We start from the raw sequence: 25,428 nt of genomic DNA on the forward strand, positions 1-25,428 counted from the left end.
GCGTCGACGCCGGTGACCTGCTGCTCGCCTACGCTGGGCGGATGTTCCGTGCCGCCCTCGCCGCCGCCCCGAAGGCACTGTTCGGCGGCCGTGCGCGCCGCCGTTGGACGCATCTGGTCCTCGGTGGCGCGCTCGCCATGCCCTTCCTGCTGGCCGGTTCGGTCCTCCTGGTCCTCCTCGGGGTCGGCGGGGGGACGGGGCTGCTCGACACGCCCCGGAACCAGGTGCTGTCCCTGGCCGTGGGGCTGTCGTTCGTCCCGTTGGTCGCGCTCTTCCCGGTGGCCCGGTCGGTGGCGGTGGCCGCGGTGCGCGCCCTGCGCGTGGCGGGGTCGGGGGACGGGCTGGGGGACGGGCCCGCCCGCTCCTGGGCCGCCCGCGGACGCACCTCGGCCTGGTTCGCCCTGCACCTCGTCCTCGGGGTGGCGGTCAGCGGGGCGACCCTCGGGGTCGTTCCGCTGGGGCTGGCGCTCGTGGTGCTGCCCCCCGTGTCCGCACTGCGCGGGGAACCGTTCGGGGATTCCCACCCCGCGTTCTCCGGCTGGGGGTACGTCCTGGCCCCGTTCGGGGGGTTGGCGGCCTTGGTCGCGCTGGCCGCGTGCGCGGCGGCGGCCGGGGCGGTGCTGGCCCGAGCGGTGCCCGTACTGCTCGGCCCGGGGCCGGCGGACCGGCTCGCGGCGGCCGAACGTCGGGCCGCCGACCTCGCGGTGCGCAACCGGCTGGCCCGTGAACTGCACGACTCCGTGGGGCACGCGCTCAGTGCGGTCGGCCTCCAGGCCGCGGCGGCCCGCCGGGTCCTGGACCGCGACCCGGAGTTCGTCCGCACCGCCCTCACCGCCATCGAGGAGACGACCCGGCGCACCGTCGGCGAGCTCGACGCCGTGCTCGGGGTCCTGCGCGAGGGTGACGCCGGTGCCCCGACCGCGCCGGCGCCGACCCTCGCCACCGACCTCGACGGGCTGCTGCGGCGAACCGGGGCCACGGGGCTGCGCGTCGAGACCGCCCTGGAACCGGGGCCGCACGGCCTGGCCGCGTTGCCGCCGCAGGTGTCCCGGGAGGCGTACCGGATCGTGCAGGAGGCGCTGGGCAACGCACTGCGGCACGCGGGCACCGGGACCGCGGTGGACCTGCGGGTGACGGTCACCGCCGCGGGGCTGGAGATCACGGCGGAGAACCCGTTGCCGCCCGCCCCCCGGCCGGCTCCGCGCACGGGGGGCGGCCACGGGCTGCCCGGGATCGCCGACCGGGTCCGGCTGCTGGGCGGCACGGTGACGGCGGGCGCTCACGACGGCCGCTGGTCCTTGTGCGTGCGGCTGCCGCTGCGGGACGGTGCGTGACGGCGGCGCACCCCGGGACGGAAACGACCGCCGCACCCGCAGGAGTCGGGTGGGACCCACCGGACACAGGAGACGAACAGGCATGACGACGCTGGCGCCGACGACCTCGCCCGAAGGGACCCGGCCATCCGTCCGGATCGTGCTCGCCGATGACGAGGCCATGGTGCGCACCGCGCTGCGGGTGATCCTGGAGGACGAACCGGACTTCACCGTGGTGGGTGAGGCACGGGACGGCGTGGAGGCGGTGGCCGTGGTGCGCGAGACCCGGCCGGACGTGGTCCTGATGGACGTCCGGATGCCGGGGATCGACGGCATCCGGGCCACCGAGCTGATCGTCGCGGGGGGCGACGCACCGCCGCGGGTCGTGGTGGTCACGACCTTCGAGAACGACGCGTACGTGTACGAGGCGCTGCGCGCCGGGGCGTCGGGGTTCCTGCTGAAGCGCAGCGACCCCGAGGTGCTGGTGCAGTCGGTGCGGCTGGTGGCGCGCGGCGACACGCTGCTGTTCCCGGCGGCGGTGCGCGCCCTGGCCGGGGAGCACGCCCGCACCGCGTCGGCGGCCCCCGCCTGGGTGTCACGGCTGACCGGGCGGGAGGCGCAGGTGCTGCGGCTGATGGCCCGGGGGCTGAACAACGCGGAGATCGCCCGGCGGATGGAGGTGGGGGCCGCGACCGTGAAGACCCATGTGGCGGGGGTGCTGGCGAAGACCGGGGCCCGGGACCGGACGCAGGCCGTGATCGCCGCCTACGAGGCCGGGCTGGCCGGTCGGGAGTGAGGGGGCCCGGGACGCGGGCGGGCTCCGTGAGACGGGGCACACCGGCCGGGGCCCGGGCGCGGGCAGGAACTGCGGGTGCCGCCCGTTCGTCCTTCCCGACAGGATGAACAAGACGATCAGGCGTGCCTCGGTCTTCTCGCTGCTGCTGGTCCTGGCCCTGTTGGGCCGGGCCACCTGGGTGCAGTTCTACGAAGGCCGGGCCCTCGCGGACAACAAGGAAAACCGGCGCAAGGCGATCGAGCAGTACGCCTATCCGCTGGGCGACATCATCGTGGCCGGGGAGGCGATCACGGGTTCCGAGCGCACCGAGCACAGCGATCTCGCGTACAAGCGCACCTACCGGGACGGCGCGCTGTACGCCCCGGTGACGGGCTACAGCTCCCATGTGTACGGGGCGAACCTCCTGGAGGGGGTCTACCAGGACGTGCTGGACGGCACTGCCGTGGAGCTGCGGAGTCCGCTGGACACGATGACCGGCAAGCGCGGCGAGCCGGGCAACGTGGTGACGACGATCGACCCGGACGTGCAGCGGGCCGCGTTCGAGGGGCTCGGCGACAAGAAGGGCGCCGCCATCGCGTTGGAGCCGGCGACGGGCCAGGTGCTCGGCATGGTGTCCACGCCCTCGTACGACCCGTCCCGGATCTCCGGCTCCGGCAGCTCGGACGCCCGTGCGTGGGCCGGGTTGAACGAGAAGGCCGAGAAGGGCACGGAGGCCGACGAGCCGCTGGTGAACCGGGCGATCCGCAAGCCGTTGGCACCGGGCTCGACGTTCAAGCTGGTCGTCGCGGCGGCGGCGCTGGAGAACGGACTGTACGACTCGGTCGACGAGCGGACGAAGAGCCCCAGCCCCTACACCCTTCCGGACTCCAGCACCGTCCTGGAGAACCTGATCCGCACCGCCCCCTGCGAGGACGCCTCCCTGCGGACGGCCCTCCAGTACTCGTGCAACAACGTCTTCGCCAAGGCCGCGGTCGACCTGGGGCAGGACAAGGTGCGGGCCATGGCGGAGAAGTTCGGCTTCAACGACGCCGAACTGGACGTTCCGGTGCGGGCGTACGAGAGCGTGTACCCGAAGGACATGGACCGTCCGTCCACCGCGTTGACCGGCATCGGCCAGTTCGAGGTGACGGCGACCCCGCTCCAGGTCGCCATGGTGACGGCCGCGATCGAGAACGGCGGCGAGTTGGTCACCCCGAACCTGGTCAGCCGGGTCACCGACGCCGACGGGAACGTGCTGGAGGACGTCGACCCGGCGTCCGAGCGGGTCCTGAGCGAATCCACGGCCCGGCAGTTGCGGTCCGCGATGGAGACGGTGGTCGAGGACGGCACCGGAGGCAACGCCCGGATCGCCGGGGCGAAGGTCGGCGGCAAGACGGGCACGGCCCAGCGCGGGGTGAACAACAGCGAGACGCCGTACGTGTGGTTCACCTCGTACGCGCAGGACCCCGACAGCGGCAAGCAGGTCGCCGTCGCGGTCCTCATCGAGCAGTCGGACGCGGCGCGTTCGGAGGTCAGCGGCAACGGCCAGGCCGCGCCCATCGCGAAGGCGATGATGGAGGCCGCCCTGCGCTGACCGGACGACGACCGCGCGCCGAGGGGCGGACCCCGGGGCGCGGTCAGTCCAGGGACTTGCTCATGAACAGGGCGATCTCCCCTTCCGCGGGGGTGCCCACGTAGAGGCTGGTGTCGAGCCCGCACACCTCGAAGCCGAAGCGTCGGTAGGCCCGTACCGCGGGGGCGTTGACGTGGGTGACCTCCAGCCAGAGGGTGCGGGCGCCCGCCTTGCGGCCGTAGGACTCGGCGCGGGCCATCAGCGCGCCGCCGAGGCCCTTGCCGCGGTACTCGGGGTCGACGGTGATCTGCTCGATCCGGGCGCGCTGGTTCCACTCGGCGTAGGAGACGGTGACGAAGCCGAGGATCCGCTCGCCCTCCACCGCGACGACCGTGTGGTGGCCGTCGTCGACCTCGTCTTCGTCATCTCCGAGGTCGGCCTCCGGGTCCGCCGGGTACTCCTTGCGCAGCGGCGGTTGCACCGCCACGCTGCGGATCTCGAAGCCGGAGTCGCCCCCCGTGACGTGGAAGATCCGGTCGGTGGTGAAGGAGTCGTCGAGGGCGTCGATCCGGTCGTAGTCGGCGCTGCTGGCCACACGCATATCGATCATCGGGCCAGTTTCCCAAATTCCGGGCGGGCGTGGTGCGGTGACCGAAGCGTTGGTCACGGGGTCCAGCGGGGGTCCCGGCCGCTCAGGGCGATCACCCGGTCCAGCAGGGGCGCCCCGTCCGGTACGGGCACGGGCGGACCGAACAGTCCTCCTCCGTCGGCAGGCTCGGCGGCGGCCAGCACGAGGAAGCGTTCCGCGGCGCGCAGGGCCTCGTCGTCGGGCGCGTACTCCTGTCCGGTGGCGCGGGCCAGGTCCCAGCCGTGGACGACCAGTTCGTCCACGGCGACCAGCCCGGCCACGGCACCGGGCAGCGACACCCCGCCCGCCCGGGTATCGCCCTCCCAGGCGGCCGGGTCCTGCCACGCCCCGGCCAGCTCGCCGAGGAGCCCGAACAGCTCCCGCCGCCAGCCGGGCTCCAGCTCGGGCAGGACGTCCCCGGGCGGGGTGTCGGTGGTGGGTCCCGGCTCCTTGCGCGCGGCGTCCCGGAAGGCGGCGGCCAGCCCGACGAGGTGGGCGAGCAGATGGCTCACCGCGTAGTCGGGGCAGGGCGTGGGCGCGTCGAGTTGCTCGTCGCGGACCGCTTCGGCGAGTCGGGCGATCGTCAGGGTCTGCGGACCGAGGTCAACGGGCGGCACGGACATCATGAGCTCCTTCGGCGGGGCGGAACGGACGGGGCGACCGTCCGTGAGGGCGTCACCTTCTCCCTCCACCAGTGCAGACCCCCCGACGACCCGCAACTCATCGGTGCGCGTACGCGATGCGCGGCGCCTTTCGCGCAGTTCCCCGCGCCCCGCCAGGGGCAACGCACCCGGACCGGAGCGCCCCAAAGGGGCGCGGGGAACGGCGCGAGCAACCGAAGCGCACCCGCAGAACACCACGCAGCGGAGCGAACGAAAGGCGCGCAGGCCGTCAGCCGCCGTCCGGCACAGGACCGGCGCCCGGGCCCACCGGCGGGGTGCGGGGGCGGTCGAGGAGCAGGTCGGCAGCCCGGTCGAGCACCTGGGCACGGGTGAACCCACCGTGGTCGGCCGCGAGGAAGTGAGCACCGATCGCCGCGCAGAAGGCGAGCAGACTGCGGGCCTCGACCTCCTCCGCATCGGCGCAGAAGGTGCCCATCGCCGCGCGCAGCAGTCCCATCCGACGGTTGTCGACCCGGCGCAGGCGCTCCGCGACGGCCTCGTCGTGCCGGGCCCACGCGCGGATCGCGAGGTCGACGGGGAGCAGTCGGTCGTCGGAGAAACTGAGTTCGCCCGCCCGTTGGGCCCGGGACTTCGGGTCTCCGCCCTCCTCCTCGATGCGGTCGATCACGTCATGGGTGCTCTCCCGCTCCCAGGCGTCGAGCATGGCCACCAGCAGTGCGTTGCGGTCGGCGAAGTACCCGTAGAAGCCGCCCTTCGTGACGCCGATCCGTTTGGCGAGCGCCTCGACGCGGACGGCGTCGGGGCCGGCTTCGGCCAGTGCCCGCAGGCCCTCCTCGATCCAGCGCTCCCGCGGTGTCCGTGGCGCGCCCATCCGTTCCCCGTCCTGTTCTCCCACCGATCTGTACGGCGGCGTACAACCGAGCTAATCTGGATCTATACACTACCGTATACATCTACGGAGGACGCGCATGACCCGCTCCCGCCGGAAACCGCGATCCGCACGCCGGGAGTCCGCCCCCGACGCCCCGCGCAGAGGCGCCGTGCAGGGCGCGGCGGGCGTGCACCGGACGCCGGAACCCCTCCGTTCCCTCAGCGGACTGCCCTCCCTCGACTACGCCGACCACTTCACCCTGCGGACGGACACCGCCGCCGCGCCGGAGCGCTGGGCCCGGGCCATGTTCGGTGACGTGCCCGGCCCCGCCGAACGCTTCATCTGGCGCGGCCTGCTGGGGCTCCGGCTCAGCCGCGGGCGGTCACCGGACACCGTGGCCGGCTGGCGCGTCACCGCCCGCGGCGAGGACTGGATCCGGTTGGAGGCCGCCTCCTGGTTCCTGGCCGGCGCCCTGGTGGTCCGGGCACCCCGCAGCCAGGTGACGCTGGGCACCTTCCTGCACTACCGGCGCCGCCCCGGCCGCGCGATCTGGCCCCCGCTGTCCGCGGTCCACCGGCGGTTGGCTCCGGGACTGCTCCGCGACGCCGAAGCCCGCGTCCGTACGGTCCGGACCCCCGACGAGCCGAACGCGGCCGTGAGTTAAGGCATCCGGACGATCCTGGACGGGGGGCCTTAGCCGCACGATCAGCTCGCATGACGGCAACGGGAACGGTGACCAGGGTCCTGCGGGACCGCGAGGCTGGCTTGTACCTGGGCGGGGTGGTGGGCGGCGGCCTCGCGGGCTCGCTGCTGTGGCTCACGGCGGGCGTCTGGGTGAAGGACCTGACGGGGTCGAGCGCGCTGGCCGCACTGTGCACCTTCGCCGTGTGGGCGCCCACCCTGTTCGGCCCGGTGCTCGGCACCCTCGCCGACCGCACCCGGCGCCGCCCGCTGCTGGTCCACACCCAGCTGGCCCTGGCGCTGCTGCTCCTGACGCTGTGCGCGGTGGACTCCGCGGACGGGCTGTGGCTGCTGTTCACGGTGCTGGTCCTGTACGGGGCGACGGGCGTCGTCCAGGACGCGGCCCGGGGCGCCCTCGGCCCCCGCGTGGTGGACCGCGACCTCCTGGGCGACTTCAACGGGCTGCGGACCACCGCGGGCGAGGGCGTCAAGCTGGTCGCGCCGCTGCTGGGAGCCGCCCTGTACACGGCGCACGGCGGCGCTGCGGTGGCGGTGCTCACCGCGGCGCTGTTCGCCCTGACGGCGGGCCTGTACGCGGCGCTGCGGGTTCCCGAGCCGCACCCCGCGCCCACCACGGCCGGCTGGCGGGAACAGGTGGCCGCGGGCGTCGGGGCCCTGTGGCGGGCACCGGCGCTGTTGCCCCTGGTGGTGGGCGGCGGCGCGGTCATGCTGCTCGCCGGGGTGAACGGGGCGCTGGTGTTCGCGGTCGTCGACGAGGGGTTGGGCCGCCCGCCGGGCTGGGCGGGGGTCCTGTACGCGGCACAGGGCGCGGGCTCGGTCGTGCTCGGCCTGCTGGCCGGGCGGCTGTTGCGGCGGTGGGGCGACCACCGGTTCGCGGCGGGCGGGACGGCACTGTTCGCCGTCGGGGCGGCCCTGCGGGCGGTGCCCCACGAACCGGTGGCCCTGGTGGCGTCCGTGGCGATCGGTGCGGGGCTGCCGTGCGTGTTGATCGCGGCGTTGACGGCGGTCCAGCGGGAGGTGCCGGACGAGGTCCTGGGACGGGCGGTGGCCACCGCCCACACCCTGCTCTTCGTTCCGAACGCCCTCGCCCTGGGGCTGGGCGCGGCGCTGGTCGCGGTGGCCGACCACCGCACGGTCCTGGTCGTCCTCGGGGTGTGCGGGACGGCGGTGGCCGTGGCCCTACTGGCCCGCCGGCAGCCCGGGTGACGGCCGAACGGGGGCATTCGCGGCGCGCGGCACGTGCGGGGGAACGGCCCGGCGACACCGTTCGTTACTTCGGGCATGACAGCTATGACCCCCGGCTCGAACCTTCCCCTCAGTGCCGCCCGGGTGGCGGTCGACGTCGCCGCTCCGGCGCGGCTCGACGTTTCGGGCCTGCTGCTCACCGCCGACGGCAAGGTGCGCTCCGACGACGACTTCATCTTCTACAACCAGCCCGCAGGTCCGGGCGTGACGTACCGCTCGGGCAACGGCGCGGCGCCCGACGCGATCATCATCGACACGGCGGCCCTTCCGCCGGACATCGAGAAGATCGTCGTGACGGCGAGCCCGGACTCCGCCGGGACCTTCCAGGGGGTGGAGCCCACGGCCACGGTCCGCAACGTCGAGGACGGCTCCGTCCTGGCCACGTTCACCCCGCCGCAGCTCGGCACGGAGACCGCGCTGGTGATCGTGGAGGTCTACCGCCGCAACGGCGTGTGGAAGGTGCGCGCGGTGGGCCAGGGCTATGCGAACGGCCTCGCGGGCATCGCCACCGACTTCGGCGTCAGCGTGGAGGAGCCGGCCCCCGCCCCGGCCGCTCCCCCGGCGCCCGCCCCGGCCCCGGTCGCCCCGGCTCCCGTAGCTCCCCCGGCGGCCCCGACCCGTTCGGTGGCCTCCACCCCGCAGCAGGCCCCGCCGCCGGCCGCCGCGCCCGCCGCCGCGACCCTGGGCGCCGGCAAGATCAACCTCGACAAGGGCCGGGTCAGCCTCCAGAAGAACCAGACGGTCTCGCTGGTCAAGGGCGGTCGTCCGCTGCTCTCCCAGGTGAAGATGGGCCTCGGCTGGGAGCCGGCCTACCGGGGCAAGGACATCGACCTCGACGCCTCGGTGATCGCGTACGGGCCGCAGCGCAACCACCTCGACAGCTGCTACTTCGGCAAGCTGTCGATCCTGAACGGCTCCGTCAAGCACTCCGGTGACAACCTGACGGGCGACGGCGCGGGCGACGACGAGGTCATCGTGGTCGACCTCGGCCGGCTCCCGCAGGAGGCGACGGGCCTGGTCTTCACGGTGAACTCGTTCTCGGGCCAGAAGTTCACCGAGGTCGCGAAGGCCTACTGCCGTCTGATGGACGCGGCGACCGGTGAGGAGTTGGCACGCTTCGACCTCACCAGCGCACAGCCCCAGACGGGTGTCCTGATGTGCAAGCTGATCCGCCAGTACAGCGGTGAGTGGGAGATGACCGCGCTCGGTGACTTCGTCAAGTCCCGGACGGTGCGCGGCATGGTGAAGCCGGGCGCCCAGATCCTCTAGGCCCGCCCCGGCCCGGGAGGCCGTTCACCCGTCCGGCAGCACCGGGCGGGTGAACGGCCTCCTGGCGTACCGGTCCGCGTGGCCGGAGGTCGCTCCGCGTGGCCGGAGGTCGGGATCAGGACCGGTGGGAGCGGGCCTTGAACGCCGCCTTCCGGGCCTGCTTCGCCACCGCCTTGTCGGGGTGCAACCGCCCCATCGCCTCCAGGACGTCGGCCGTCGCCGGGTGCTCGACGCGCCACACCACGTCGAAGAACCCGGCGTGCTGCGCGGCGAGCCCTTCCACCAGCGCCTGGAGCTCCTCGGAGTTGCCCTCGGCGGCGAGTTGGGCGGCCACCGTGTCGACGGTGAGCCAGAAGATCATGTCCTCGCCGGGCGGCGGGACGTCAGCCGCGCCGTGCTCGGCGAGCCACACCCGGGCCAGGCCACCCAACTCGGGGTCGTCCAGCACCTCGCGCAGTGCGGGCTCCGCCTCGGCGCCCACCAGGGAGAGCGCCTGCTGACAGCAGAGCCGGCGCAGCGGGCCGTCCTCGTCCGAGCCGCGGGCCGCGGCGAGCAGTTCCCGGGCCGCGGCCAGCGGGACGCGGTCGGCGAGCCACAGCGAGGTCTCGGTACGGGCCGCCGCGGCGGGGAAGAAGGCCGTGCGGTCCAGCAGGACGTCCGCCCCCTTGTCCGCGAGGTCTCCGACGGCCGGGGCCTCGACGCCGGCCTCCACCATCCGGGCCCGGACGCCGTACAGCCCGAGCGGGGTGAGCCGCACCATGCCGTACCGGCTGACGTCGAGGTCGTCGTCGTCCGGTGAGGCACCGGCGGCGGCCGCCGCGTCCTGCTCGTCGTCGACCATCAGTGCTTCGTCCACCGGCTGGAAGTCGACCAGTCCGATCGGCGCGAGCATCCGGAACTGCCCGTCGAGCTTCAGCATCGCGTCGGACACTTCTTCGAGGACGTCGTCGGTGGGCTCGCCCATGTCGTCGGGCACCAGCATCGACGCGGCCAGCGCGGGCAGGGGCACCCGGCCGTCCTCGGGGCCGTCCTCGCTGGCGGTCAGCAGGTACAGGTTGCCGAGTACCCCGTCGAGGAAGTCCGCCTCGGCCTCCGGGTTCCAGTCCAGCTCGCCGAAGTCGACCGTGCCCCCGTCCTCGATGGCGTCGACCAGGTCGTCCAGGTCGGGCAGGCTGGCGTCGGCGAGGACGGCGTCAAGGGCGGCCAGCCACAGGGTGAGGACGTCCTGCGGGGAGCCCGAGGTGATGAGCTCCAGGTCTTCGGCCGGGGCGGCGGTCCCCTCGGCGGCGGCCCCGTCGTCGGCGGCCGGGTCCGGCGCCTCGAAGGTCTCGATGAGTCCGATGTCGACGGCCACCCGCCAGGCCTCACTGGCGTCGGCGAGGGCGTCCTCGACGGCTTCGGTGGCGAGCTCCGCCGACTCCGCGGAGTCGACCGGGCGCGGGTCCTCGGAGCCGTCGGGCAGGCCCACGGCCGCCGCCGGGAGGAGACCGAGTTCCACCGCGGCGGCCGGGAGCAGTTCCTCCGCGAGTTCGCCGCCGGCGCCCACCCGGCGGTCGGGGCCGGCCCACCGCGCGAGGCGGACGGCGCGGGAGAACAACGGGGAGGCGAGCGCGTCCCTGGCGAGTTCCGCCTCGGGGCGCAGCCGCACCGGGGGCAGCGGGGAACGGTCGGTCATGGGCGGCTTCTCCTCCGGGCAATGTGGTCCTGCCGCTCAGCCTAGACGGATTTCTCCCCATGCCGTCTGGTTCATGTACTCGTCAAGCGTGGTACCCCTCCGGGACCTTGACAACTCCCCCGTGGACCCAAGAGATTGACGCGCGTAGAAACCGGTCGGTAACGGGACCGGGACACCAAGTGCCCGCTCCCGAGCCGGCCGGACGGTCTCCCGCGCTCCTCCCGCACCACCCGTCACCACCCCGCACGCCGATTCGCCCCCGGCACCACCGGAGGCCGCCACGGTCCCCGCCGCGGTCGCCGCACCCGGTCGCGCCGCTTCCGTACGCCCCACCCACCCGGAGGGATTCCCTTGCCGAGCAGAACCTCGACCCGTCTGGCCGCGCTCACCGTCGCCGCCGTCTGTTCCACGCTGACGTCCGTGGCGCTGACCGTCCCGGCGCACGCGGCGGACCCCGCCCCGTCCCCGACCGCCATCCACGACGTCCAGGGCGCCACCCGGACCTCCCCGCTCGTCGGCACGCAGGTCAGCGGCGTCTCGGGAATCGTCACCGGCGTCCGGGCCTACGGCTCGTCCCGGGGCTTCTGGTTCCAGGACACCGCCCCGGACGACGACCCGGCGACCAGCGAGGGCCTGTTCGTCTTCACCGGCTCCACCCCGACGCTCACGCCCGGCGACGCGGTGCAGGTGTCGGGAACCGTCACGGAGTTCGTCCCGGGCGGGGCCGCCAGCGGCAACCAGTCGCTCACCCAGCTCAGCCGGCCGACCGTGACGGTCGTGTCCACGGGCAACCCGCTGCCCGCCCCGACCACCCTGGACCGGCGGTCCGTTCCCGACGCGTACGCCCCCACGGGTGATGCCACGGCGGGCGGATCGGTCAACGGCCTCCCCCTGCGCCCGCGCACGTACGCCCTCGACCGTTACGAGTCGTTGGAGGGCATGAACGTCCGGGTCGGCACCTCCCGGGTGGTGGGCGCGACCGCGTTCAGCGAACTGTGGATCACGGTGAAGCCGGACGAGAACGACAACCGCCGCGGCGGCGCCGTCTACGGTTCCTACCGGGACCAGAACACCGGACGGCTCAAGGTCCAGTCGCTGGTCCCGGTCGCCGAGCGGCCGTTCCCCACCGCGAACGTGGGCGACGCGCTGAAGGGCGGCGCCGAGGGCCCCCTGGACTTCAACCAGTTCGGCGGCTACACGCTGGCCGCGCGGACGCTCGGCACGGTCGTGGACCGCGGACTGGAACGGGAGCGGACCCGCCCGCAGCACGACAAGGAACTCTCGGTGGCGACGTACAACGTCGAGAACCTCGACCCGGGCGACCCGCAGGAGAAGTTCGACGCGCTCGCCGAGGCCGTCGCCACCAACCTGGCCTCGCCGGACGTGCTGGCCCTGGAGGAGGTCCAGGACAACAACGGGCGCACCCAGGACGGCACGGTCGCCGCCGACGTCACGATCGGCAGGTTCGTCGACGCGATAGCGGCTCACGGCGGCCCGCGCTACGACTGGCGGTCCATCGATCCGGTGGACGGCCGGGACGGCGGTGAGCCGGGCGGAAACATCCGTCAGGTCTTCCTCTTCAACCCCGAGCGGGTCTCCTTCACCGACCGGCCCGGCGGGGACGCCAGCACCGCGACCGGGGTGACCCGGGTGGACGGCCGGGCCGCCCTGACCCTGTCGCCGGGGCGGATCGCTCCCGCTTCCGAGGCCTGGACCGACAGTCGCAAGCCGCTCGCGGGGGAGTTCGTCTTCCGGGGCCGTACCGTGATCGTGATCGCCAACCACTTCGCGTCCAAGGGCGGGGACCAGGCGCTGACCTCGCAGTTCCAGCCCCCGGCCCGCTTGTCGGAGGTCCAGCGGCACCGCCAGGCGACGGAGCTGAACGCCTTCGTCAAGGACGTCCTGAAGGTGCAGCGCGACGCCGATGTGATCGCCCTGGGCGACATCAACGACTTCGAGTTCTCCCGGACCACCCGGCTGCTGGAGGACGGCGGCGCCCTGTGGTCGGCGGTCAAGTCGCTGCCGGCAGGCGACCGCTACTCGTACGCGTACCAGGGCAACAGCCAGGTGCTCGACCAGATCCTGGTGAGCCCGTCGGTGCGGTGGGGCCGTTTCGCGTACGACTCGGTGCACCTCAACGCCGAGTTCGCCGACCAGAACAGCGACCACGACCCGCAGGTGCTGCGACTGCGGCCCTGAGCGGGCGGGGTCCCGGGGCGGGTCGGCGTCCGCCCCGGGACCCGCGGCCGGTCAGCGCGGTGCGAACACCGGCTCCCAGTGGCCCACACCGTTCTCCGAGCGGGCCCCGCTGAGCGGGAGGGAACGGCCGGTGCGGGTGTCGACCAGGGTCAGCCTCCCGGTCGCCCCCTCGCCCTTGCAGGACTTCGGCACACAGCGCCAGACGATCGCCCGGTCACCGCCCGGCCAGGCGACGGGCTTTTCTCCGGCGTTCGGCTCTTTGGCGTCCACCGTGGGAACCTCGCCGCCCCCTTCCAGCGGGCGGCCCTCCGTGATCTTCGAGTCCGAGGGCCGGACCGGCTTGCCGTCGAGATTCCGGACCCCCGCGCCCTGCGGCCCCGAGAACACCACGTCCGGCGACACGTACCCGGGGGCCGAGTTCGGGACGTGGACCCGCTTCCCGTCGGCGGTCCAGTCGAAGTCCTGCCGTCGCTGGCTCTCCCTGGCGCGAGCGCCGAACGCGACCTCGGCGAGGGTCACTTCCTTCGTCGGGCGCCACTTCTCCTCGCCCGAGGCGATGTCGATGATGCTGAATCCGGTCCGGTCCGAGGGCCCGATTTCCTCCCTCAAGGACCCGATGTCCGGGTTCGCCCGGTACGTGGTGCCCACCAGCCGGGTCCCGTCCGGGGAGAAGGCCACGGCCGCGACCGCTTTGCGCACCGTGATCCACCGGGTGACGTTCCCGGTGTCCAGGTCGACCAGGCCGATCCGGCGGGTCGGCAGGGTGCCCTGGAGGACGGCGGCGGTGCCCAGCCCCGGCGCCACGTCCACGTACATCCACGGCACCCTCTCGTACCTGCCCGACGACCGGTCGAGCAACTGGTACGCGCGGTGGTACTCCGTTCTGCCGATCCCCTTCCTGCTCGTGCTGACGGTGTAGTGGGCGCCGACCGCCAGGCCCCCCGCGGCGATCAGTTCGCGCGGCGGGGACTGGTCCGGGCGGGCGAGCACGTCGTCGTCCGACCACTCGGCCGCCGGGGTGGAGGCCGCCGTGTCCCCGGGGAGCACCTGGCTCCCGGTGAGCCCCAGCGCGATCACCGCGGCGACCGCCGCCGCGCCCCGCAGTCGGTTGCCCCGGCGGCGGGCGGCGAGCACCCGGTCGGCGAGGTCGGCGGGGGCCGGGGCCACCACGGTGGCCTGCGCGCGCAGTGCTTCCTTCAACAGGCCCTCGGTGTTCACCGGGCCACCTCCTCGTACACGATGCCGTCAGGGGTCCACGGTGCGCTGCCGTCGTCCGGTGGTGCGTCGGGTGCGGTCGCCACCCGTGCGGTGAGTTCCGGGGCGAGGGTGCGCAGCCGGGCCAGCGAGCGGTGGGCGGTGGAGCGCACGGTGCCGACCGAGCAGCCGAGCGCGTCGGCCACCTCGGCCTCGGGCAGGTCCTCGAAGTAGCGCAGCACCAGCACGGTCCGCTGGCGCGCGGTGAGCCGGGCCAGGGCGCCCAGCAGGACGATCCGCAGTTCGGCGTTCGCATGGGCGTCGGCCGGTGCGGCGGCGTCGGGCAGGTCCGCGACGGGCAGTTCCCGTCGGGGCCACTTCAGCCGCCAGCGGTCGACCTGCTGTCGGTACAGGACGCGGCGCACGTACGCCTCGTGGTCGTCGATCCGGTGCCAGCGGGCCACGACCTTGAGCAGGGCGCCCTGGAGCAGGTCCTCGGCCGCGTGCCGGTCGCCTCCGGTGAGCAGGACCGCGGTCCTCAGGAGGGCGGAGGACCGGTTCGCCACGAACTCCCGGAACCCTCGTTCGTCTTCGGCATTCATCGACACCTTCCCCACTCGGCGGGCGACCCGGTCGGGGCGCCTCCGCTCCTGGGGACGGGGCGGCGGGCGGCCCGCTATGCGGCCCGGCCGGTACCCGGGTGCACACGACGGAGGGCGGCCCGGTCGGCGTACCACCCGCCGTCCGGACCGCCCTCGGGGCCACGGGTCAGTTGTGGCTGTGCAGGACCTCGTTCAGGCCGCCCCAGACGGCGTTGTTCGGGCGGGCCTCCACGGCGCCGGTGACGGAGTTGCGGCGGAAGAGGATGTTCGAGGCGCCGGAGAGCTCGCGGGCCTTGACGATCTGACCGTCGGGCAGCGTGACACGGGTGCCGGCGGTCACGTACAGGCCCGCCTCGACGACGCACTCGTCGCCGAGGGCGATGCCGACGCCCGCCTCCGCGCCGACCAGGCAGCGCTCGCCGATGGAGATGATGACGCTGCCGCCGCCGGAGAGGGTGCCCATCGTGGAGGCGCCGCCGCCGATGTCGGAGCCGTCGCCCACGACGACGCCCGCGGAGATGCGGCCCTCGACCATGGAGGTGCCGAGCGTGCCGGCGTTGAAGTTGACGAAGCCCTCGTGCATGACCGTGGTGCCGGCGGACAGGTGCGCGCCGAGACGGACCCGGTCGGCGTCCGCGATCCGCACCCCGGTCGGGACGACGTAGTCCGTCATGCGGGGGAACTTGTCGACGGAGGTCACCTGGAGGTGCAGGCCCTCGGCCCGGGCGTTGAGGCGGACCTTCTCGATGTCGTCGACGGCGACCGGGCCCAGCGAGGTCCAGGCGACGTTGGCGAGCAGCCCGAACACTCCGTCGAGGCTCTGGCCGTGCGGCTTGACCAGCCGGTGGGAGAGCAGGTGCAGTCGTAGGTAGGCGTCGTGGGCGTCGAGCGGCTTGTCGTCCAGGGAGGCGATGACCGTGCGGACCGCGACGACCTCGACACCGCGGCGGGCGTCGACGCCCACCGCCTTGAGCGCACCCTCACCGAGGAGTTTCGCCGCGTGCTCGGCGGTCAGCCGCTCGGTGCCGGCCGGGCCGGGCTCGGAGGTGAGTTCCGGGGCGGGGAACCAGGTGTCGAGGACGGTGCCGTCGGGGGTGACGGTGGCGAGCCCGGCGGCAACGGCGCCGGTGGTGCGTGCAGCAGTCGTGTCGGTCATGGGGAGAACCTAACCGGCGCGGCGGCGGGGAAGCGAACTCGTGCCCGGCCCGGTACGTCCCCCCGCCACGGCAGCGTTCGGATTCGGTCACGGAACGAGCAGGCGGCCCAGCATCTCCCGGGCGTACGCCTCGTCGTAGGGGACGCCGGTCAGCAGGACCTGGAGGCAGATGCCGTCCACCAGGGCGACCACGGCCCGTGCCGTGTCCGGGTCGGTGCGCGCGGCCAGGCGTCCCCCGAAGGACTGCGTCCACTGTGCGGCCACCTCGCGCAGTGCGGGGCGGCGCAGGGCCGCGAGGTACAGCTCGTACTCCAACTCGACGCCGACCCGTTCGCCGGCAAGCCACTGCCCGGTGAGCTCGGCGATGACGGCGGCCAGTTCGGCGGCCGGTCGGTCGGGCGTCCCGAGCCGGTCGGCGAAGAACGCGGCGCTGCCCTCGTTGACCTGCCGCAGCGCCGCCACCAACAGGTCGTCCAGGGTGGCGAAGTGGTAGGTGGTGGAGCCGAGGGGGACATCGGCCTCGGCGGCCACGGTGCGGTGGCTGAGCCCGCCGATGCCCCGGGCGCCGATGACCCGGATCGCGGCGTCGACGATCCGCTGTCGCCGGTCGGGGTCGTAGCGGCGGGCCATCAGTGGGCCCCGCCGACGTTGAGCAGGACGACGCCGGCGATCACGAGCGCGATGCCGCCGACCTTGGCGGCGGTCAGCGCCTCCCCGAGGAAGAGCATGCCGATGGCGGCGATGGCCGCGGTGCCGACGCCGGACCAGATGGCGTAGGCCGAGCCGACGGACATGGTCTTGAGGCACTGGGCGAGCAGGGCGAAGGCCACCAGGTACCCGGTGGCGGTGACGACGGACGGCCAGAGCTTGGTGAAGCCCTCGCTGTACTTCATCAACGTGGTGGCGACGACCTCGAACGCGATGGCCCCGGCGAGGAACAGATATCCCATGCGTACGAGTGTACGCATCGATGGGTACGCCCGTACACATCGCCTTCCCGCCTGCCCCGCAAGGCGTTTCGCCCCTGCACCGGCGGTGGAGACCTCCCGCCACTCCCCCGCCCCGTGGACGCCCCTGACCAGGCGGAACTCCCGGAACTGCCGTTGCAGGCCTCCGGGTTGGCTTCAATGGAACGCTCGAATGCATGACCTCCAACAACGCGTTGAACCCTCCTGCTGCACCCCCGGACGACCGGCTGGGCCCGGAGCACCGGGGGCCCGCCCTCCTGATGGCGGCGGGCGTCCTCGTCGGCGCCGTCAACATCTATCTGGCGTCCAGCCTGCTGCCGACCACCGTCGCGGACATCGGCGGCGAACGCCTCTACGCCTGGGGCATGACGGTCTATCTGGTCGCGATGGTGGTGGCCACCATGCTGGTCAGCCGGTTGCTGGCGCGCCGCGGCGCCGTCCGGGCGTACGTCGCCGGCTTCGCGTGTTTCCTCGCCGGCTCCCTGGTGTGCGCGGTCAGCCCCTCGATGCCGGTCCTGCTCACCGGCCGACTGGTCCAGGGACTCGGCGGCGGACTGCTGTCGGGCCTCGGCTTCGCGGTGATCCGCGCGGCCCTGCCCCGCCGGCTGTGGACCCGCGGCAATGCGCTGATGTCCGCGATGTACGGCGTCGGGAACCTCGCCGGACCGGCCCTTGGCGGGCTGTTCGCCCAGTCCGGTTCGTGGCGGGCGGCGTTCGTCGTGATGGCGGTGTTCGCCGCGGTGTGCGCGGTGGCGGTGCTCCGGGTGATGCCGCGGCTGCCGCACGGCGGTGACCCGGGCCGGGTCCCCACCGGCTCGCTGGCCCTGCTGACCGCCGCCACTGCCGCGGTGAGCATCGCCGGGGTGGTGCGCGGGCCCTGGGCGCGGGCGGCCGGGGTCGCCGGGGGGCTGGCCCTGCTGGTGCTGTTCGTCGTCCACGAGCGGCGGAGCCCCGCGCGGGTCTTCCCGGCGCTCACCTACCGGTCAGGTTCCCCGCTCGGCCCGGTGTACCTGACCCTCGCCCTGCTGTCCTTCGGGGTGGCCGTCGAGGCGTTCGTGCCGCTGTTCGGGCAGCGGCTCGGCGGGCTGGAGCCGCTCGCGGCCGGGTTCCTCGGCGCGGCCCTGTCGCTGGGCTGGTCCTCGGCACAGTTCGGGGGTGCGTCACTGGCCCGACGACCGGAGGTGGTGCCCCGGCTGCTGGTGGCCGGACCGCTGCTGCTCGGCACGGGGCTGGCGGCCCTGGCGCTGCTCCAACGGGCGGACGCCCCGCTGTGGCTGGTGGCCCTGTGGGTGCCGGTGCTGTGGGCGGCGGGGGCCGGCATCGGCATCGCGTACCCGCACCTCTCGGTGGCGGCGATGGCGTCCACCGACGATCCGGCCGAGGGTGCCCGGGCGGCGGCGGGTGTCGCCACGGTCACCTCGCTGGCCACCGCCTTCGGTACCGCGGTCGCCGGGGTGCTGGTCGCGGTCGGCGGGCCGCAGCCGCTGGGCCAGGCCCGCGGAACGCTGCTCGGGTTCGCGGTGATCTGCGCGGCCGGGGCGGTGAGCGCGCGGGCCGCCGTGGCCCGGGGCCGGGCCCGCGCGCGGTCCGGCGGGCGGGCCGCCGCAGGCGCGGAGGACGCGCAGATCGCAGACGGGGCCTGATCGGGCGGGCGACGGGCCCGGACACGCGTCGAGGGGTGCCACCGGATCGCGGTGGCACCCCTCGCGGTACGGCGGGGACGGGCTCAGACGTTGAACCCGAGGGCCCTCAACTGCTCACGGCCATCGTCCGTGATCTTGTCCGGACCCCACGGCGGCATCCACACCCAGTTGATGCGCAGTTCGCTGACCAGGCCTTCGGTGGCCGACTTCGCCTGGTCCTCGATGACGTCGGTGAGCGGACAGGCCGCCGAGGTCAGCGTCATGTCGATGGTGGCGATGTTGGCGTCGTCCACGTGGACGCCGTAGATCAGCCCCAGGTTGACCACGTCGATCCCCAGCTCGGGGTCGACCACGTCGAGCAGCGCCTCGCGGACCTCTTCCTCCGAGGCGGGCTTCATCAGGGTGTCGTTGTCCGTCATGCGGTCTTCGCCTCCTCCGCGAGGGCCTGGGCCGTCGCATCCTTCCAGGCCATCCAGCTCAGCAGGGCGCACTTCACCCGTGCCGGGTACTTGGAGACCCCGGCGAACGCGACCGCGTCCTCCAGGAGCTCTTCCATCTCGTCGTCCGGTTCCACCCGGCCCTTGGACTGCATCAGCTCAAGGAACACGCCCTGGATCTTCTGGGCCTGGGCGAGTTCCTTGCCCACGAGCAGGTCGTTCAGCACCGATGCGCTGGCCTGGCTGATCGAGCAGCCCTGGCCCTCGTAGGAGATGTCGACGATCCGCTGCCCGTCGTACTTGACCCGGAGCGTGATCTCGTCGCCGCACGTCGGGTTGACGTGGTGCACCTCGGCGTCACCGTCCCTCAGACCACGCCCGTGCGGGTGCTTGTAGTGGTCGAGGATGACGTCCTGGTACATCGAATCAAGCTTCACCGTGTGACCCCTAGCCGAAGAAGTTCCGTACGTGTTCCAACCCGTCGACCAGTGCGTCGATCTCGGCCGGAGTGGAGTACAGATAGAACGACGCCCTGGTGGTCGCAGGAATTCCGTACCGCAGGCAGACCGGCCGCGCACAGTGGTGGCCGACCCGGACCGCGATGCCCTCCTCGTCGAGCACCTGACCCACGTCGTGCGGGTGGATGTCGCCGAGGGTGAAGGAGATCGCTGCGCCCCGGTCCTCGGCCGTGGTGGGGCCGATGATCCGCAGGTCGGGCACGTCCAGGAGCCGCTTGACGGCGTACTCCGTGAGGGCGTGCTCGTGCTGGGCGATCCGCTCCATGCCGATGCCGCTGAGGTAGTCGACCGCCGCGCCCAGCGCCACGGCCTGGGCGATCGGCGGGGTGCCCGCCTCGAACTTGTGCGGGGCGGGCGCGTAGGTCGAGGAGTGCATGGACACCGTCTCGATCATCTCGCCGCCGCCGAGGAACGGGGGCAGGTCCTCCAGGAGCTCCTGGCGACCCCACAGCACCCCGATGCCCGTCGGTCCGCACATCTTGTGGCCGGTGAAGGCCACGAAGTCGGCCTGGAGGGCCTGGACGTCCATCGGCATGTGCGGGGCGGCCTGGGAGGCGTCGATCAGGACCAGGGCCCCGACCTCCTGAGCACGGCGCACGATCGCCTCGACCGGGTTGACGGTGCCGAGGATGTTGGAGACCAGCACGAAGGAGACGATCTTCGTCTTCTCGGTGATGACCTCCTCGATGTTCGACAGGTCGAGCCTGCCGTCGTCGGTGAGGCCGAACCACTTCAGCTTCGCGCCGGTGCGCTGCGAGAGCAGCTGCCAGGGCACGATGTTGGAGTGGTGCTCCATCTCCGTGATGACGATCTCGGTGTGCTGGTCCACCCGGTAGGGCTCGTCGGCCCAACCGAGCATGTTGGCCACCAGGTTCAGCGACTCCGAGGCGTTCTTGGTGAAGATCACCTCGTCGCGGCTGGGCGCGTTGATGAACGCGGCGACCTTGTCGCGCGCGCCCTCGTACAGCGCGGTGGCCTCCTCGGCCAGCACGTGCACACCGCGGTGGACGTTGGCGTTGTGCTGTTCGTAGTACTCGGCGATCACGTCGAGTACCTGGCGCGGCGTCTGCGAGGTCGCCGCGTTGTCCAGGTAGACGAGCTTCTTCCCGTCGTGGATCACCCGGTCCAAGATCGGAAAGTCCTTGCGGAGCGCCTCAGTGTCGAGGAGACCGGGGAGCCCCTGTCGGGCTGCTGTCACGCGGACGCGCCTCCCTTCACGTATGCCTCGTAGCCTTCGTTCTCCAGCTTGTCGGCGAGTTCGGCGCCGCCGGACTCGGCGATCCGGCCGTTGGCGAAGACGTGGACGTAGTCCGGCTTGATGTACCGCAGGATGCGGGTGTAGTGCGTGATGAGCAGGGTGCCCACCTCGCCGGTCTCGCGGACGCGGTTGACGCCCTCGGACACCACGCGCAGGGCGTCCACGTCGAGGCCGGAGTCGGTCTCGTCGAGGATGGCCACCTTCGGCTTGAGCAGTTCGAGCTGGAGGATCTCGTGGCGCTTCTTCTCGCCGCCGGAGAAGCCCTCGTTGACGTTGCGCTCGGCGAAGGCCGGGTCCATGTGGAGGCGCTCCATGGTCTCCTTGACCTCCTTGACCCACGTCCGCAGCTTGGGGGCCTCACCGCGGACGGCGGTGGCGGAGGTGCGCAGGAAGTTGGAGACGGAGACGCCGGGGATCTCGACCGGGTACTGCATGGCGAGGAACAGGCCGGCGCGGGCCCGCTCGTCGACGGACATCTCCAGGACGTCCTCGCCGTCGAGGGTGACGGTGCCGGCGGTGATCTGGTACTTGGGGTGACCCGCCAGCGAGTAGGCGAGGGTCGACTTGCCGGAGCCGTTGGGGCCCATGATGGCGTGCGTCTCGCCCTGCTTCACGGTCAGGTCGACGCCCTTGAGGATCTCCTTCGTGGCGTTGTCGGCCTCGACGGTGACGTGCAGGTCTCGGATTTCAAGCGTTGCCATGGGTGCCTCAGGACTCCTGGGTGAGGGAGACGAGCACATCGTCCCCTTCGATCTTTACGGGGTATACGGGGACGGGGCGCGTCGCGGGAAGGCCGGACGGCTTGCCGGTGCGGAGGTCGAAGCTGGAGCCGTGCAGCCAGCACTCGATCTGACAGTCCTCCACCTCGCCCTCCGACAGGGAGACGTTCGCGTGGGAGCAGATGTCGTAGATGGCGAACACCTCGCCTTCGGTGCGTACGACCGAGACGGGCAGGCCGTCGAGCTCCACCCTCATCGGGGTGTCGTCCTCCAGCTCGCTCAGTCCGCAGGCGCGTACGTACGTCATGCGACGGAAGCCTCCAGCTCTTGTTCGATCTTGGCGATCAGCCGCTCCTCGACGTCGGGCAGTCCGATCTGCTGGACCAGCTCGGCGAAGAAGCCGCGCACCACGAGGCGCCGGGCCTCGTGCTGGGGGATGCCGCGGGCCATCAGGTAGAAGAGCTGCTCGTCGTCGAAGCGGCCGGTCGCGGAGGCGTGTCCGGCACCGACGATCTCGCCGGTCTCGATCTCCAGGTTGGGGACCGAGTCGACCCGGGCGCCGTCGGTGAGGACGAGGTTCCGGTTCATCTCGTAGGTGTCGGTGCCCTCGGCCGCGGCCTGGATGAGCACGTCGCCGATCCACACCGCGTGCGCGCCCTGCCCCTGGAGCGCGCCCTTGTAGACGGCGTTGGACTTGCAGTGCGGCGTGTTGTGGTCGACCAGGAGGCGGTGCTCCTGGTGCTGCCCGCGGTCGGTGAAGTACAGCCCGAACAGCTCGGCCTCGCCACCGGGAGCGGCATAGGCGACCCGGGGGTGGAGGCGGACCAGGTCGCCGCCGAAGGTGACCACGACGGAGCGGAAGGAGGCGTCCCGACCGATCAGCGCGTTGTGCTGGGCGACGTGGACGGCGGTGGCGTCCCAGTCCTGGACGGAGACCACGGTGAGCTTGGCGCCGTCCCCGAGGACGTAGTCCACGTTGGAGGCGAACACGGCGTCACCGGTGTGGTCCACGACCACGACGGCTTCGGCGAAGGCGCCCAGCTCGACGACCTGGTGGCCGTAGGCGGTGCCGCCCTCGCCGTGCACGGCGATGCGGACCGGCTCGGTCAGGACGGTGTCCTTGGGCACGGTCACCACGGTCGCCGTGGTGAAGCCGGAGTACGCCTGCGCGGCGACCCGGTCGACGGGGGTGCCGGCCCGGCCGAGACGGGCGTCGCCGCGGCCCACCGTCTCGACGGTGACGGCGGCGGGCGCGTCGACCACGACCTTGACGCCCGAGTCGGTGGCGACGGCGGTGCCGTCGTGCAGCCCGCGCAGTCGGTTCAGCGGGGTGAACCGCCACTCCTCCTCCCGGCCGTGCGGCACGGGGAAGTCCGCGACGTCGAAGGACGGGGGCGCGCTCATGCGGGTGGCGACGGTCGACTCCGCCGCCACCGCGATGGCGCCTGCGGTGGTGGACCCCACCGGGGTGTTCTGAGCCTCAGCCATGGCTGTCTTGGTGCTCGCTTTCTGATGAAGACGTGACGCTGCGGGGGCCGCGCGGGCCCCGGGGGGCGGGGGCCGGGTCAGCCGACCGCGCCCTCCATCTGGAGCTCGATCAGCCGGTTCAGCTCAAGGGCGTACTCCATGGGCAGCTCCTTGGCGATCGGCTCGACGAAGCCGCGCACGATCATCGCCATCGCCTCGAACTCGGTGAGGCCGCGGCTCATCAGGTAGAAGAGCTGGTCCTCGGAGACCTTGGAGACGGTCGCCTCGTGGCCCATCGACACGTCGTCCTCGCGGACGTCCACGTAGGGGTAGGTGTCGGAGCGGGAGATCGTGTCCACGAGCAGTGCGTCGCACAGCACGTTCGACTTGGCGCCGGGCGCGCCCTCACCGATCTCGATGAGGCCGCGGTACGAGGTGCGTCCGCCGCCCCGGGCCACCGACTTGGAGACGATGTTCGAGGAGGTGTTGGGCGCCATGTGGACCATCTTGGCGCCCGCGTCCTGGTGCTGGCCCGCGCCCGCGAAGGCGATCGACAGGGTCTCGCCCTTGGCGTGCTCGCCCATCAGGTAGACGGCCGGGTACTTCATGGTGACCTTGGAGCCGATGTTGCCGTCGACCCACTCCATGGTCGCGCCCTCGTAGGCCACGGCGCGCTTGGTGACCAGGTTGTAGACGTTGTTCGACCAGTTCTGGATCGTCGTGTAGCGGCAACGGCCGCCCTTCTTCACGATGATCTCGACCACCGCGGAGTGCAGGGAGTCCGACTTGTAGATCGGCGCCGTGCAGCCCTCGACGTAGTGGACGTAGGCGTCCTCGTCGACGATGATCAGCGTCCGCTCGAACTGGCCCATGTTCTCCGTGTTGATGCGGAAGTAGGCCTGGAGCGGGATCTCCACGTGCACGCCCTTGGGGACGTAGACAAAGGAGCCGCCGGACCACACGGCCGTGTTCAGCGAGGCGAACTTGTTGTCACCGACGGGGATGACGGTGCCGAAGTACTCCTTGAACAGCTCCGGGTGCTCCTTGAGCGCGGTGTCCGTGTCCAGGAAGATGACGCCCTGCTCCTCCAGGTCCTCGCGGATCTGGTGGTAGACGACCTCGGACTCGTATTGCGCGGCGACACCGGCGACCAGGCGCTGCTTCTCGGCCTCGGGGATGCCGAGCCGGTCGTACGTGTTCTTGATGTCCTCGGGCAGGTCCTCCCAGGACTCCGCCTGCTTCTCGGTGGAGCGCACGAAGTACTTGATGTTGTCGAAGTCGATGCCCGACAGGTCCGAGCCCCAGCTCGGCATGGGCTTCTTGTCGAACAGGCGCAGGCCCTTGAGACGGAGCTTGGTCATCCACTCCGGCTCGTCCTTCTTGGCCGAGATGTCCCGGACGACGTCCTCGCCCAGTCCGCGCTTGGCGGAGGCACCGGCTTCGTCGGAGTCGGCCCAGCCGTATTCGTACGTACCCAGGCCCTCTAGTTCGGGGTGGGCAGTCTCCGTGGGGAGAGTCATGCGGGGTTCCTCCCGGCCGTGCTTGCTGATGGGTGACGCTCTGTTCGGGGTGGTGTGCGCGGTGCCGTCCGGCCCGGTGGGTCCGGCGGCTGACGGGGTCCGTCCGGGTCCGGCGCCACCTCGGCGTCCGAACCGTCCGGGGCGTTCGGGATGTACGTGGTGCAGACGCCGTCGCCGTGGGCGATGGTCGCCAGCCGCTGGACGTGCGTCCCGAGGAGACGGGAGAAGATCTCCGTCTCGGCCTCGCACAGCTGTGGGTACTGCTCCGCCACGTGGGCGACCGGGCAGTGGTGCTGGCACAACTGCTCGCCGCGCTGGCGGCCGGGCGCGCTACGCGCCGTAGCAGCGTACCCGTCGGCGGTGAGGGCCCTGGCCAGCGCCTCGGTCCGCTTCTCGGGCGGCGCGGCCTCGATCGCGGCGCGGTACGACTCGGCCAGGGTCTCGATCCGGTCGCGCGCGAAGGCGGCGACGGCGGCCTCGCCGACGGCTCCGCCGCCGGCGGTCCGCGCGATCCAGCGCAGCGCGTCGGCGGCCAGCTTGTCGTACGACTGGTCGAAGGCGTCGCGGCCGCAGTCGGTCAGCGCGAAGACCTTGGCGGGTCGACCCCGGGTGCGGGCCCCGTAGACGCGCTGTTCGCGGGCCTCGACGACGTCGTCGCCCACCAGGGCGTCCAGATGGCGCCGGACGGCGGCCTGGGTGAGACCGAGGCGGCCCGCGAGGTCGGCCACCGTCGACGGGCCGTGGTCCAGGATCGAGCGCGCGACCCGGTTGCGCGTCGAACGCTCACCGGTCGCGGAGTCTTCCTGCGGCACCCCCTGAGGGGCTGCCCGGACCTCGCCGACGTTTTTCACAACGCCATTGTTGCGTAATTCCCCGAGGGCGGACAAGCGACCGAGGTCAGCCAACACGGTGGCATCCGTCACTAAGGGTTACCTAACCGGCTCTGGTCTGCTAAGGAAGCCGGAACCCGCTCCGCCACCCCGCGCAGAACGCCCGCACAGTGTCCCCCATCCGGCCCGGTGCCCCGCTCCGCCCCCGCACCCCGCCGGCCGGCGAGACACCCCGCGGACCCG

25 protein-coding genes are annotated in these 25,428 nt (G+C 72.5%); 8 read left to right on the forward strand and 17 right to left on the reverse strand.

Features of this window, described 5'->3' with window-relative positions; genetic code table 11:
- Positions 1-41: 41 nt before the first annotated feature.
- The 3 genes from ACFV88_RS02820 to ACFV88_RS02830 all read left to right on the forward strand — a co-directional run bounded on the left by ACFV88_RS02820 (position 42) and on the right by ACFV88_RS02830 (position 3,682).
- The gene (locus ACFV88_RS02820) at positions 42-1,334 is read left to right on the forward strand and encodes a sensor histidine kinase (RefSeq protein ID WP_385485282.1); all 1,293 of its coding nucleotides are present in this window, start codon (positions 42-44) and stop codon (positions 1,332-1,334) included.
- Positions 1,335-1,416: 82 nt separating this feature from the next.
- Positions 1,417-2,109, forward strand: a complete 693-nt coding sequence (locus ACFV88_RS02825) for a response regulator (protein WP_385485284.1) — start codon at positions 1,417-1,419, stop codon at positions 2,107-2,109.
- Positions 2,110-2,212: 103 nt separating this feature from the next.
- Positions 2,213-3,682 (forward strand): peptidoglycan D,D-transpeptidase FtsI family protein, encoded by a 1,470-nt coding sequence (locus ACFV88_RS02830; RefSeq protein ID WP_385485286.1) that lies wholly within the window; start codon positions 2,213-2,215, stop codon positions 3,680-3,682.
- A 43-nt stretch (positions 3,683-3,725) separates the two neighbouring features.
- On the opposite strand, the gene ACFV88_RS02835 is transcribed toward ACFV88_RS02830, so the two are convergent.
- The 3 genes from ACFV88_RS02835 to ACFV88_RS02845 all read right to left on the reverse strand — a co-directional run bounded on the left by ACFV88_RS02835 (position 3,726) and on the right by ACFV88_RS02845 (position 5,783).
- Entirely contained in the window at positions 3,726-4,271 is a 546-nt protein-coding gene (locus ACFV88_RS02835) for a GNAT family N-acetyltransferase (protein WP_385485288.1), read from the reverse strand.
- A 53-nt stretch (positions 4,272-4,324) separates the two neighbouring features.
- On the reverse strand, positions 4,325-4,912 hold the full coding sequence (locus ACFV88_RS02840) for a TIGR03086 family metal-binding protein (protein WP_385485994.1): 588 nt from the start codon (positions 4,910-4,912) through the stop codon (positions 4,325-4,327).
- A gap of 268 nt (positions 4,913-5,180) precedes the next feature.
- Positions 5,181-5,783 carry a TetR/AcrR family transcriptional regulator gene (locus ACFV88_RS02845; protein ID WP_385485290.1) on the reverse strand — a complete coding sequence of 201 codons (603 nt, stop codon included), beginning with the start codon at positions 5,781-5,783 and terminating at the stop codon, positions 5,181-5,183.
- A 97-nt stretch (positions 5,784-5,880) separates the two neighbouring features.
- On the opposite strand from ACFV88_RS02845, the gene ACFV88_RS02850 reads away from it, so the two are divergent.
- From ACFV88_RS02850 to ACFV88_RS02860, 3 genes are all read left to right on the forward strand, one after another.
- Positions 5,881-6,447 carry a hypothetical protein gene (locus tag ACFV88_RS02850; RefSeq protein WP_385485292.1) on the forward strand — a complete coding sequence of 189 codons (567 nt, stop codon included), beginning with the start codon at positions 5,881-5,883 and terminating at the stop codon, positions 6,445-6,447.
- 50 nt (positions 6,448-6,497) lie between these two features.
- Positions 6,498-7,691 (forward strand): MFS transporter, encoded by a 1,194-nt coding sequence (locus ACFV88_RS02855; protein ID WP_385485294.1) that lies wholly within the window; start codon positions 6,498-6,500, stop codon positions 7,689-7,691.
- Between the two features lie 75 nt (positions 7,692-7,766).
- Positions 7,767-8,999 (forward strand): TerD family protein, encoded by a 1,233-nt coding sequence (locus ACFV88_RS02860; protein ID WP_385485296.1) that lies wholly within the window; start codon positions 7,767-7,769, stop codon positions 8,997-8,999.
- Between the two features lie 115 nt (positions 9,000-9,114).
- On the opposite strand, the gene ACFV88_RS02865 is transcribed toward ACFV88_RS02860, so the two are convergent.
- Positions 9,115-10,674: a hypothetical protein gene (locus tag ACFV88_RS02865; protein ID WP_385485298.1), complete on the reverse strand. Its 1,560-nt coding sequence runs from the start codon at positions 10,672-10,674 to the stop codon at positions 9,115-9,117.
- A gap of 351 nt (positions 10,675-11,025) precedes the next feature.
- Between ACFV88_RS02865 and ACFV88_RS02870 the strand changes: the two genes are divergently transcribed.
- The gene (locus ACFV88_RS02870; protein ID WP_385485300.1) at positions 11,026-12,873 is read left to right on the forward strand and encodes an endonuclease/exonuclease/phosphatase family protein; all 1,848 of its coding nucleotides are present in this window, start codon (positions 11,026-11,028) and stop codon (positions 12,871-12,873) included.
- A gap of 51 nt (positions 12,874-12,924) precedes the next feature.
- On the opposite strand, the gene ACFV88_RS02875 is transcribed toward ACFV88_RS02870, so the two are convergent.
- From ACFV88_RS02875 to ACFV88_RS02895, 5 genes are all read right to left on the reverse strand, one after another.
- Entirely contained in the window at positions 12,925-14,091 is a 1,167-nt protein-coding gene (locus tag ACFV88_RS02875; RefSeq protein WP_385485302.1) for a hypothetical protein, read from the reverse strand.
- Positions 14,088-14,669, reverse strand: a complete 582-nt coding sequence (locus ACFV88_RS02880) for a SigE family RNA polymerase sigma factor (RefSeq protein ID WP_385485304.1) — start codon at positions 14,667-14,669, stop codon at positions 14,088-14,090. Before ACFV88_RS02880 ends, ACFV88_RS02875 begins: the two co-directional genes overlap by 4 nt.
- Before the next feature lie 166 nt (positions 14,670-14,835).
- Positions 14,836-15,825 carry a 2,3,4,5-tetrahydropyridine-2,6-dicarboxylate N-succinyltransferase gene (gene dapD / locus ACFV88_RS02885; RefSeq protein WP_385485306.1) on the reverse strand — a complete coding sequence of 330 codons (990 nt, stop codon included), beginning with the start codon at positions 15,823-15,825 and terminating at the stop codon, positions 14,836-14,838.
- A gap of 87 nt (positions 15,826-15,912) precedes the next feature.
- Entirely contained in the window at positions 15,913-16,455 is a 543-nt protein-coding gene (locus ACFV88_RS02890; protein WP_385485308.1) for a TetR/AcrR family transcriptional regulator, read from the reverse strand.
- Positions 16,455-16,775 (reverse strand): DMT family transporter, encoded by a 321-nt coding sequence (locus ACFV88_RS02895; protein WP_385485310.1) that lies wholly within the window; start codon positions 16,773-16,775, stop codon positions 16,455-16,457. Before ACFV88_RS02895 ends, ACFV88_RS02890 begins: the two co-directional genes overlap by 1 nt.
- A 194-nt stretch (positions 16,776-16,969) precedes the next feature.
- Between ACFV88_RS02895 and ACFV88_RS02900 the strand changes: the two genes are divergently transcribed.
- Positions 16,970-18,436 (forward strand): MFS transporter, encoded by a 1,467-nt coding sequence (locus tag ACFV88_RS02900; RefSeq protein ID WP_385485312.1) that lies wholly within the window; start codon positions 16,970-16,972, stop codon positions 18,434-18,436.
- A gap of 83 nt (positions 18,437-18,519) precedes the next feature.
- Here the strand turns inward: ACFV88_RS02900 and ACFV88_RS02905 are convergent, their stop codons facing one another.
- The 8 genes from ACFV88_RS02905 to ACFV88_RS02940 all read right to left on the reverse strand — a co-directional run bounded on the left by ACFV88_RS02905 (position 18,520) and on the right by ACFV88_RS02940 (position 25,206).
- Positions 18,520-18,855, reverse strand: a complete 336-nt coding sequence (locus ACFV88_RS02905; RefSeq protein ID WP_385485314.1) for a metal-sulfur cluster assembly factor — start codon at positions 18,853-18,855, stop codon at positions 18,520-18,522.
- Positions 18,852-19,310, reverse strand: a complete 459-nt coding sequence (sufU, locus tag ACFV88_RS02910) for a Fe-S cluster assembly sulfur transfer protein SufU (RefSeq protein ID WP_385485316.1) — start codon at positions 19,308-19,310, stop codon at positions 18,852-18,854. Before sufU ends, ACFV88_RS02905 begins: the two co-directional genes overlap by 4 nt.
- A gap of 10 nt (positions 19,311-19,320) precedes the next feature.
- A complete protein-coding gene (locus tag ACFV88_RS02915) occupies positions 19,321-20,589 on the reverse strand; it encodes a cysteine desulfurase (RefSeq protein ID WP_385485318.1) in 1,269 nt (422 codons plus the stop codon).
- The gene (gene sufC / locus ACFV88_RS02920) at positions 20,586-21,350 is read right to left on the reverse strand and encodes a Fe-S cluster assembly ATPase SufC (protein WP_385485320.1); all 765 of its coding nucleotides are present in this window, start codon (positions 21,348-21,350) and stop codon (positions 20,586-20,588) included. The genes ACFV88_RS02915 and sufC overlap by 4 nt, the downstream gene beginning before the upstream one ends.
- Before the next feature lie 7 nt (positions 21,351-21,357).
- The gene (locus ACFV88_RS02925) at positions 21,358-21,675 is read right to left on the reverse strand and encodes a non-heme iron oxygenase ferredoxin subunit (RefSeq protein WP_385485322.1); all 318 of its coding nucleotides are present in this window, start codon (positions 21,673-21,675) and stop codon (positions 21,358-21,360) included.
- The gene (gene sufD, locus ACFV88_RS02930; RefSeq protein ID WP_385485324.1) at positions 21,672-22,856 is read right to left on the reverse strand and encodes a Fe-S cluster assembly protein SufD; all 1,185 of its coding nucleotides are present in this window, start codon (positions 22,854-22,856) and stop codon (positions 21,672-21,674) included. Before sufD ends, ACFV88_RS02925 begins: the two co-directional genes overlap by 4 nt.
- 77 nt (positions 22,857-22,933) lie before the next feature.
- The gene (gene sufB, locus ACFV88_RS02935; protein WP_385485326.1) at positions 22,934-24,355 is read right to left on the reverse strand and encodes a Fe-S cluster assembly protein SufB; all 1,422 of its coding nucleotides are present in this window, start codon (positions 24,353-24,355) and stop codon (positions 22,934-22,936) included.
- Positions 24,352-25,206 carry a helix-turn-helix transcriptional regulator gene (locus ACFV88_RS02940; RefSeq protein ID WP_385485328.1) on the reverse strand — a complete coding sequence of 285 codons (855 nt, stop codon included), beginning with the start codon at positions 25,204-25,206 and terminating at the stop codon, positions 24,352-24,354. Before ACFV88_RS02940 ends, sufB begins: the two co-directional genes overlap by 4 nt.
- Positions 25,207-25,428: the final 222 nt, after the last annotated feature.

This window comes from Streptomyces sp. NPDC059816 (assembly GCF_042732055.1).
In the GTDB taxonomy this organism is placed as follows: domain Bacteria; phylum Actinomycetota; class Actinomycetes; order Streptomycetales; family Streptomycetaceae; genus Streptomyces.

Coding starts and splice junctions, on each gene's coding strand:
- ACFV88_RS02860 (WP_385485296.1), top strand. CDS start 7,767: ATGACAGCTATGACCCCCGGCTCGAACCTTCCCCTCAGTGCCGCCCGG.
- ACFV88_RS02820 (WP_385485282.1), top strand. CDS start 42: ATGTTCCGTGCCGCCCTCGCCGCCGCCCCGAAGGCACTGTTCGGCGGC.
- ACFV88_RS02835 (WP_385485288.1), bottom strand. CDS start 4,271: ATGATCGATATGCGTGTGGCCAGCAGCGCCGACTACGACCGGATCGAC.
- ACFV88_RS02895 (WP_385485310.1), bottom strand. CDS start 16,775: ATGGGATATCTGTTCCTCGCCGGGGCCATCGCGTTCGAGGTCGTCGCC.
- dapD (WP_385485306.1), bottom strand. CDS start 15,825: ATGACCGACACGACTGCTGCACGCACCACCGGCGCCGTTGCCGCCGGG.
- ACFV88_RS02905 (WP_385485314.1), bottom strand. CDS start 18,855: ATGACGGACAACGACACCCTGATGAAGCCCGCCTCGGAGGAAGAGGTC.
- sufC (WP_385485320.1), bottom strand. CDS start 21,350: ATGGCAACGCTTGAAATCCGAGACCTGCACGTCACCGTCGAGGCCGAC.
- ACFV88_RS02880 (WP_385485304.1), bottom strand. CDS start 14,669: ATGAATGCCGAAGACGAACGAGGGTTCCGGGAGTTCGTGGCGAACCGG.
- ACFV88_RS02850 (WP_385485292.1), top strand. CDS start 5,881: ATGACCCGCTCCCGCCGGAAACCGCGATCCGCACGCCGGGAGTCCGCC.
- ACFV88_RS02925 (WP_385485322.1), bottom strand. CDS start 21,675: ATGACGTACGTACGCGCCTGCGGACTGAGCGAGCTGGAGGACGACACC.
- ACFV88_RS02840 (WP_385485994.1), bottom strand. CDS start 4,912: ATGTCCGTGCCGCCCGTTGACCTCGGTCCGCAGACCCTGACGATCGCC.
- ACFV88_RS02855 (WP_385485294.1), top strand. CDS start 6,498: ATGACGGCAACGGGAACGGTGACCAGGGTCCTGCGGGACCGCGAGGCT.
- ACFV88_RS02865 (WP_385485298.1), bottom strand. CDS start 10,674: ATGACCGACCGTTCCCCGCTGCCCCCGGTGCGGCTGCGCCCCGAGGCG.
- sufD (WP_385485324.1), bottom strand. CDS start 22,856: ATGGCTGAGGCTCAGAACACCCCGGTGGGGTCCACCACCGCAGGCGCC.
- ACFV88_RS02890 (WP_385485308.1), bottom strand. CDS start 16,455: ATGGCCCGCCGCTACGACCCCGACCGGCGACAGCGGATCGTCGACGCC.
- ACFV88_RS02900 (WP_385485312.1), top strand. CDS start 16,970: ATGACCTCCAACAACGCGTTGAACCCTCCTGCTGCACCCCCGGACGAC.
- ACFV88_RS02845 (WP_385485290.1), bottom strand. CDS start 5,783: ATGGGCGCGCCACGGACACCGCGGGAGCGCTGGATCGAGGAGGGCCTG.
- ACFV88_RS02825 (WP_385485284.1), top strand. CDS start 1,417: ATGACGACGCTGGCGCCGACGACCTCGCCCGAAGGGACCCGGCCATCC.
- sufB (WP_385485326.1), bottom strand. CDS start 24,355: ATGACTCTCCCCACGGAGACTGCCCACCCCGAACTAGAGGGCCTGGGT.
- ACFV88_RS02830 (WP_385485286.1), top strand. CDS start 2,213: ATGAACAAGACGATCAGGCGTGCCTCGGTCTTCTCGCTGCTGCTGGTC.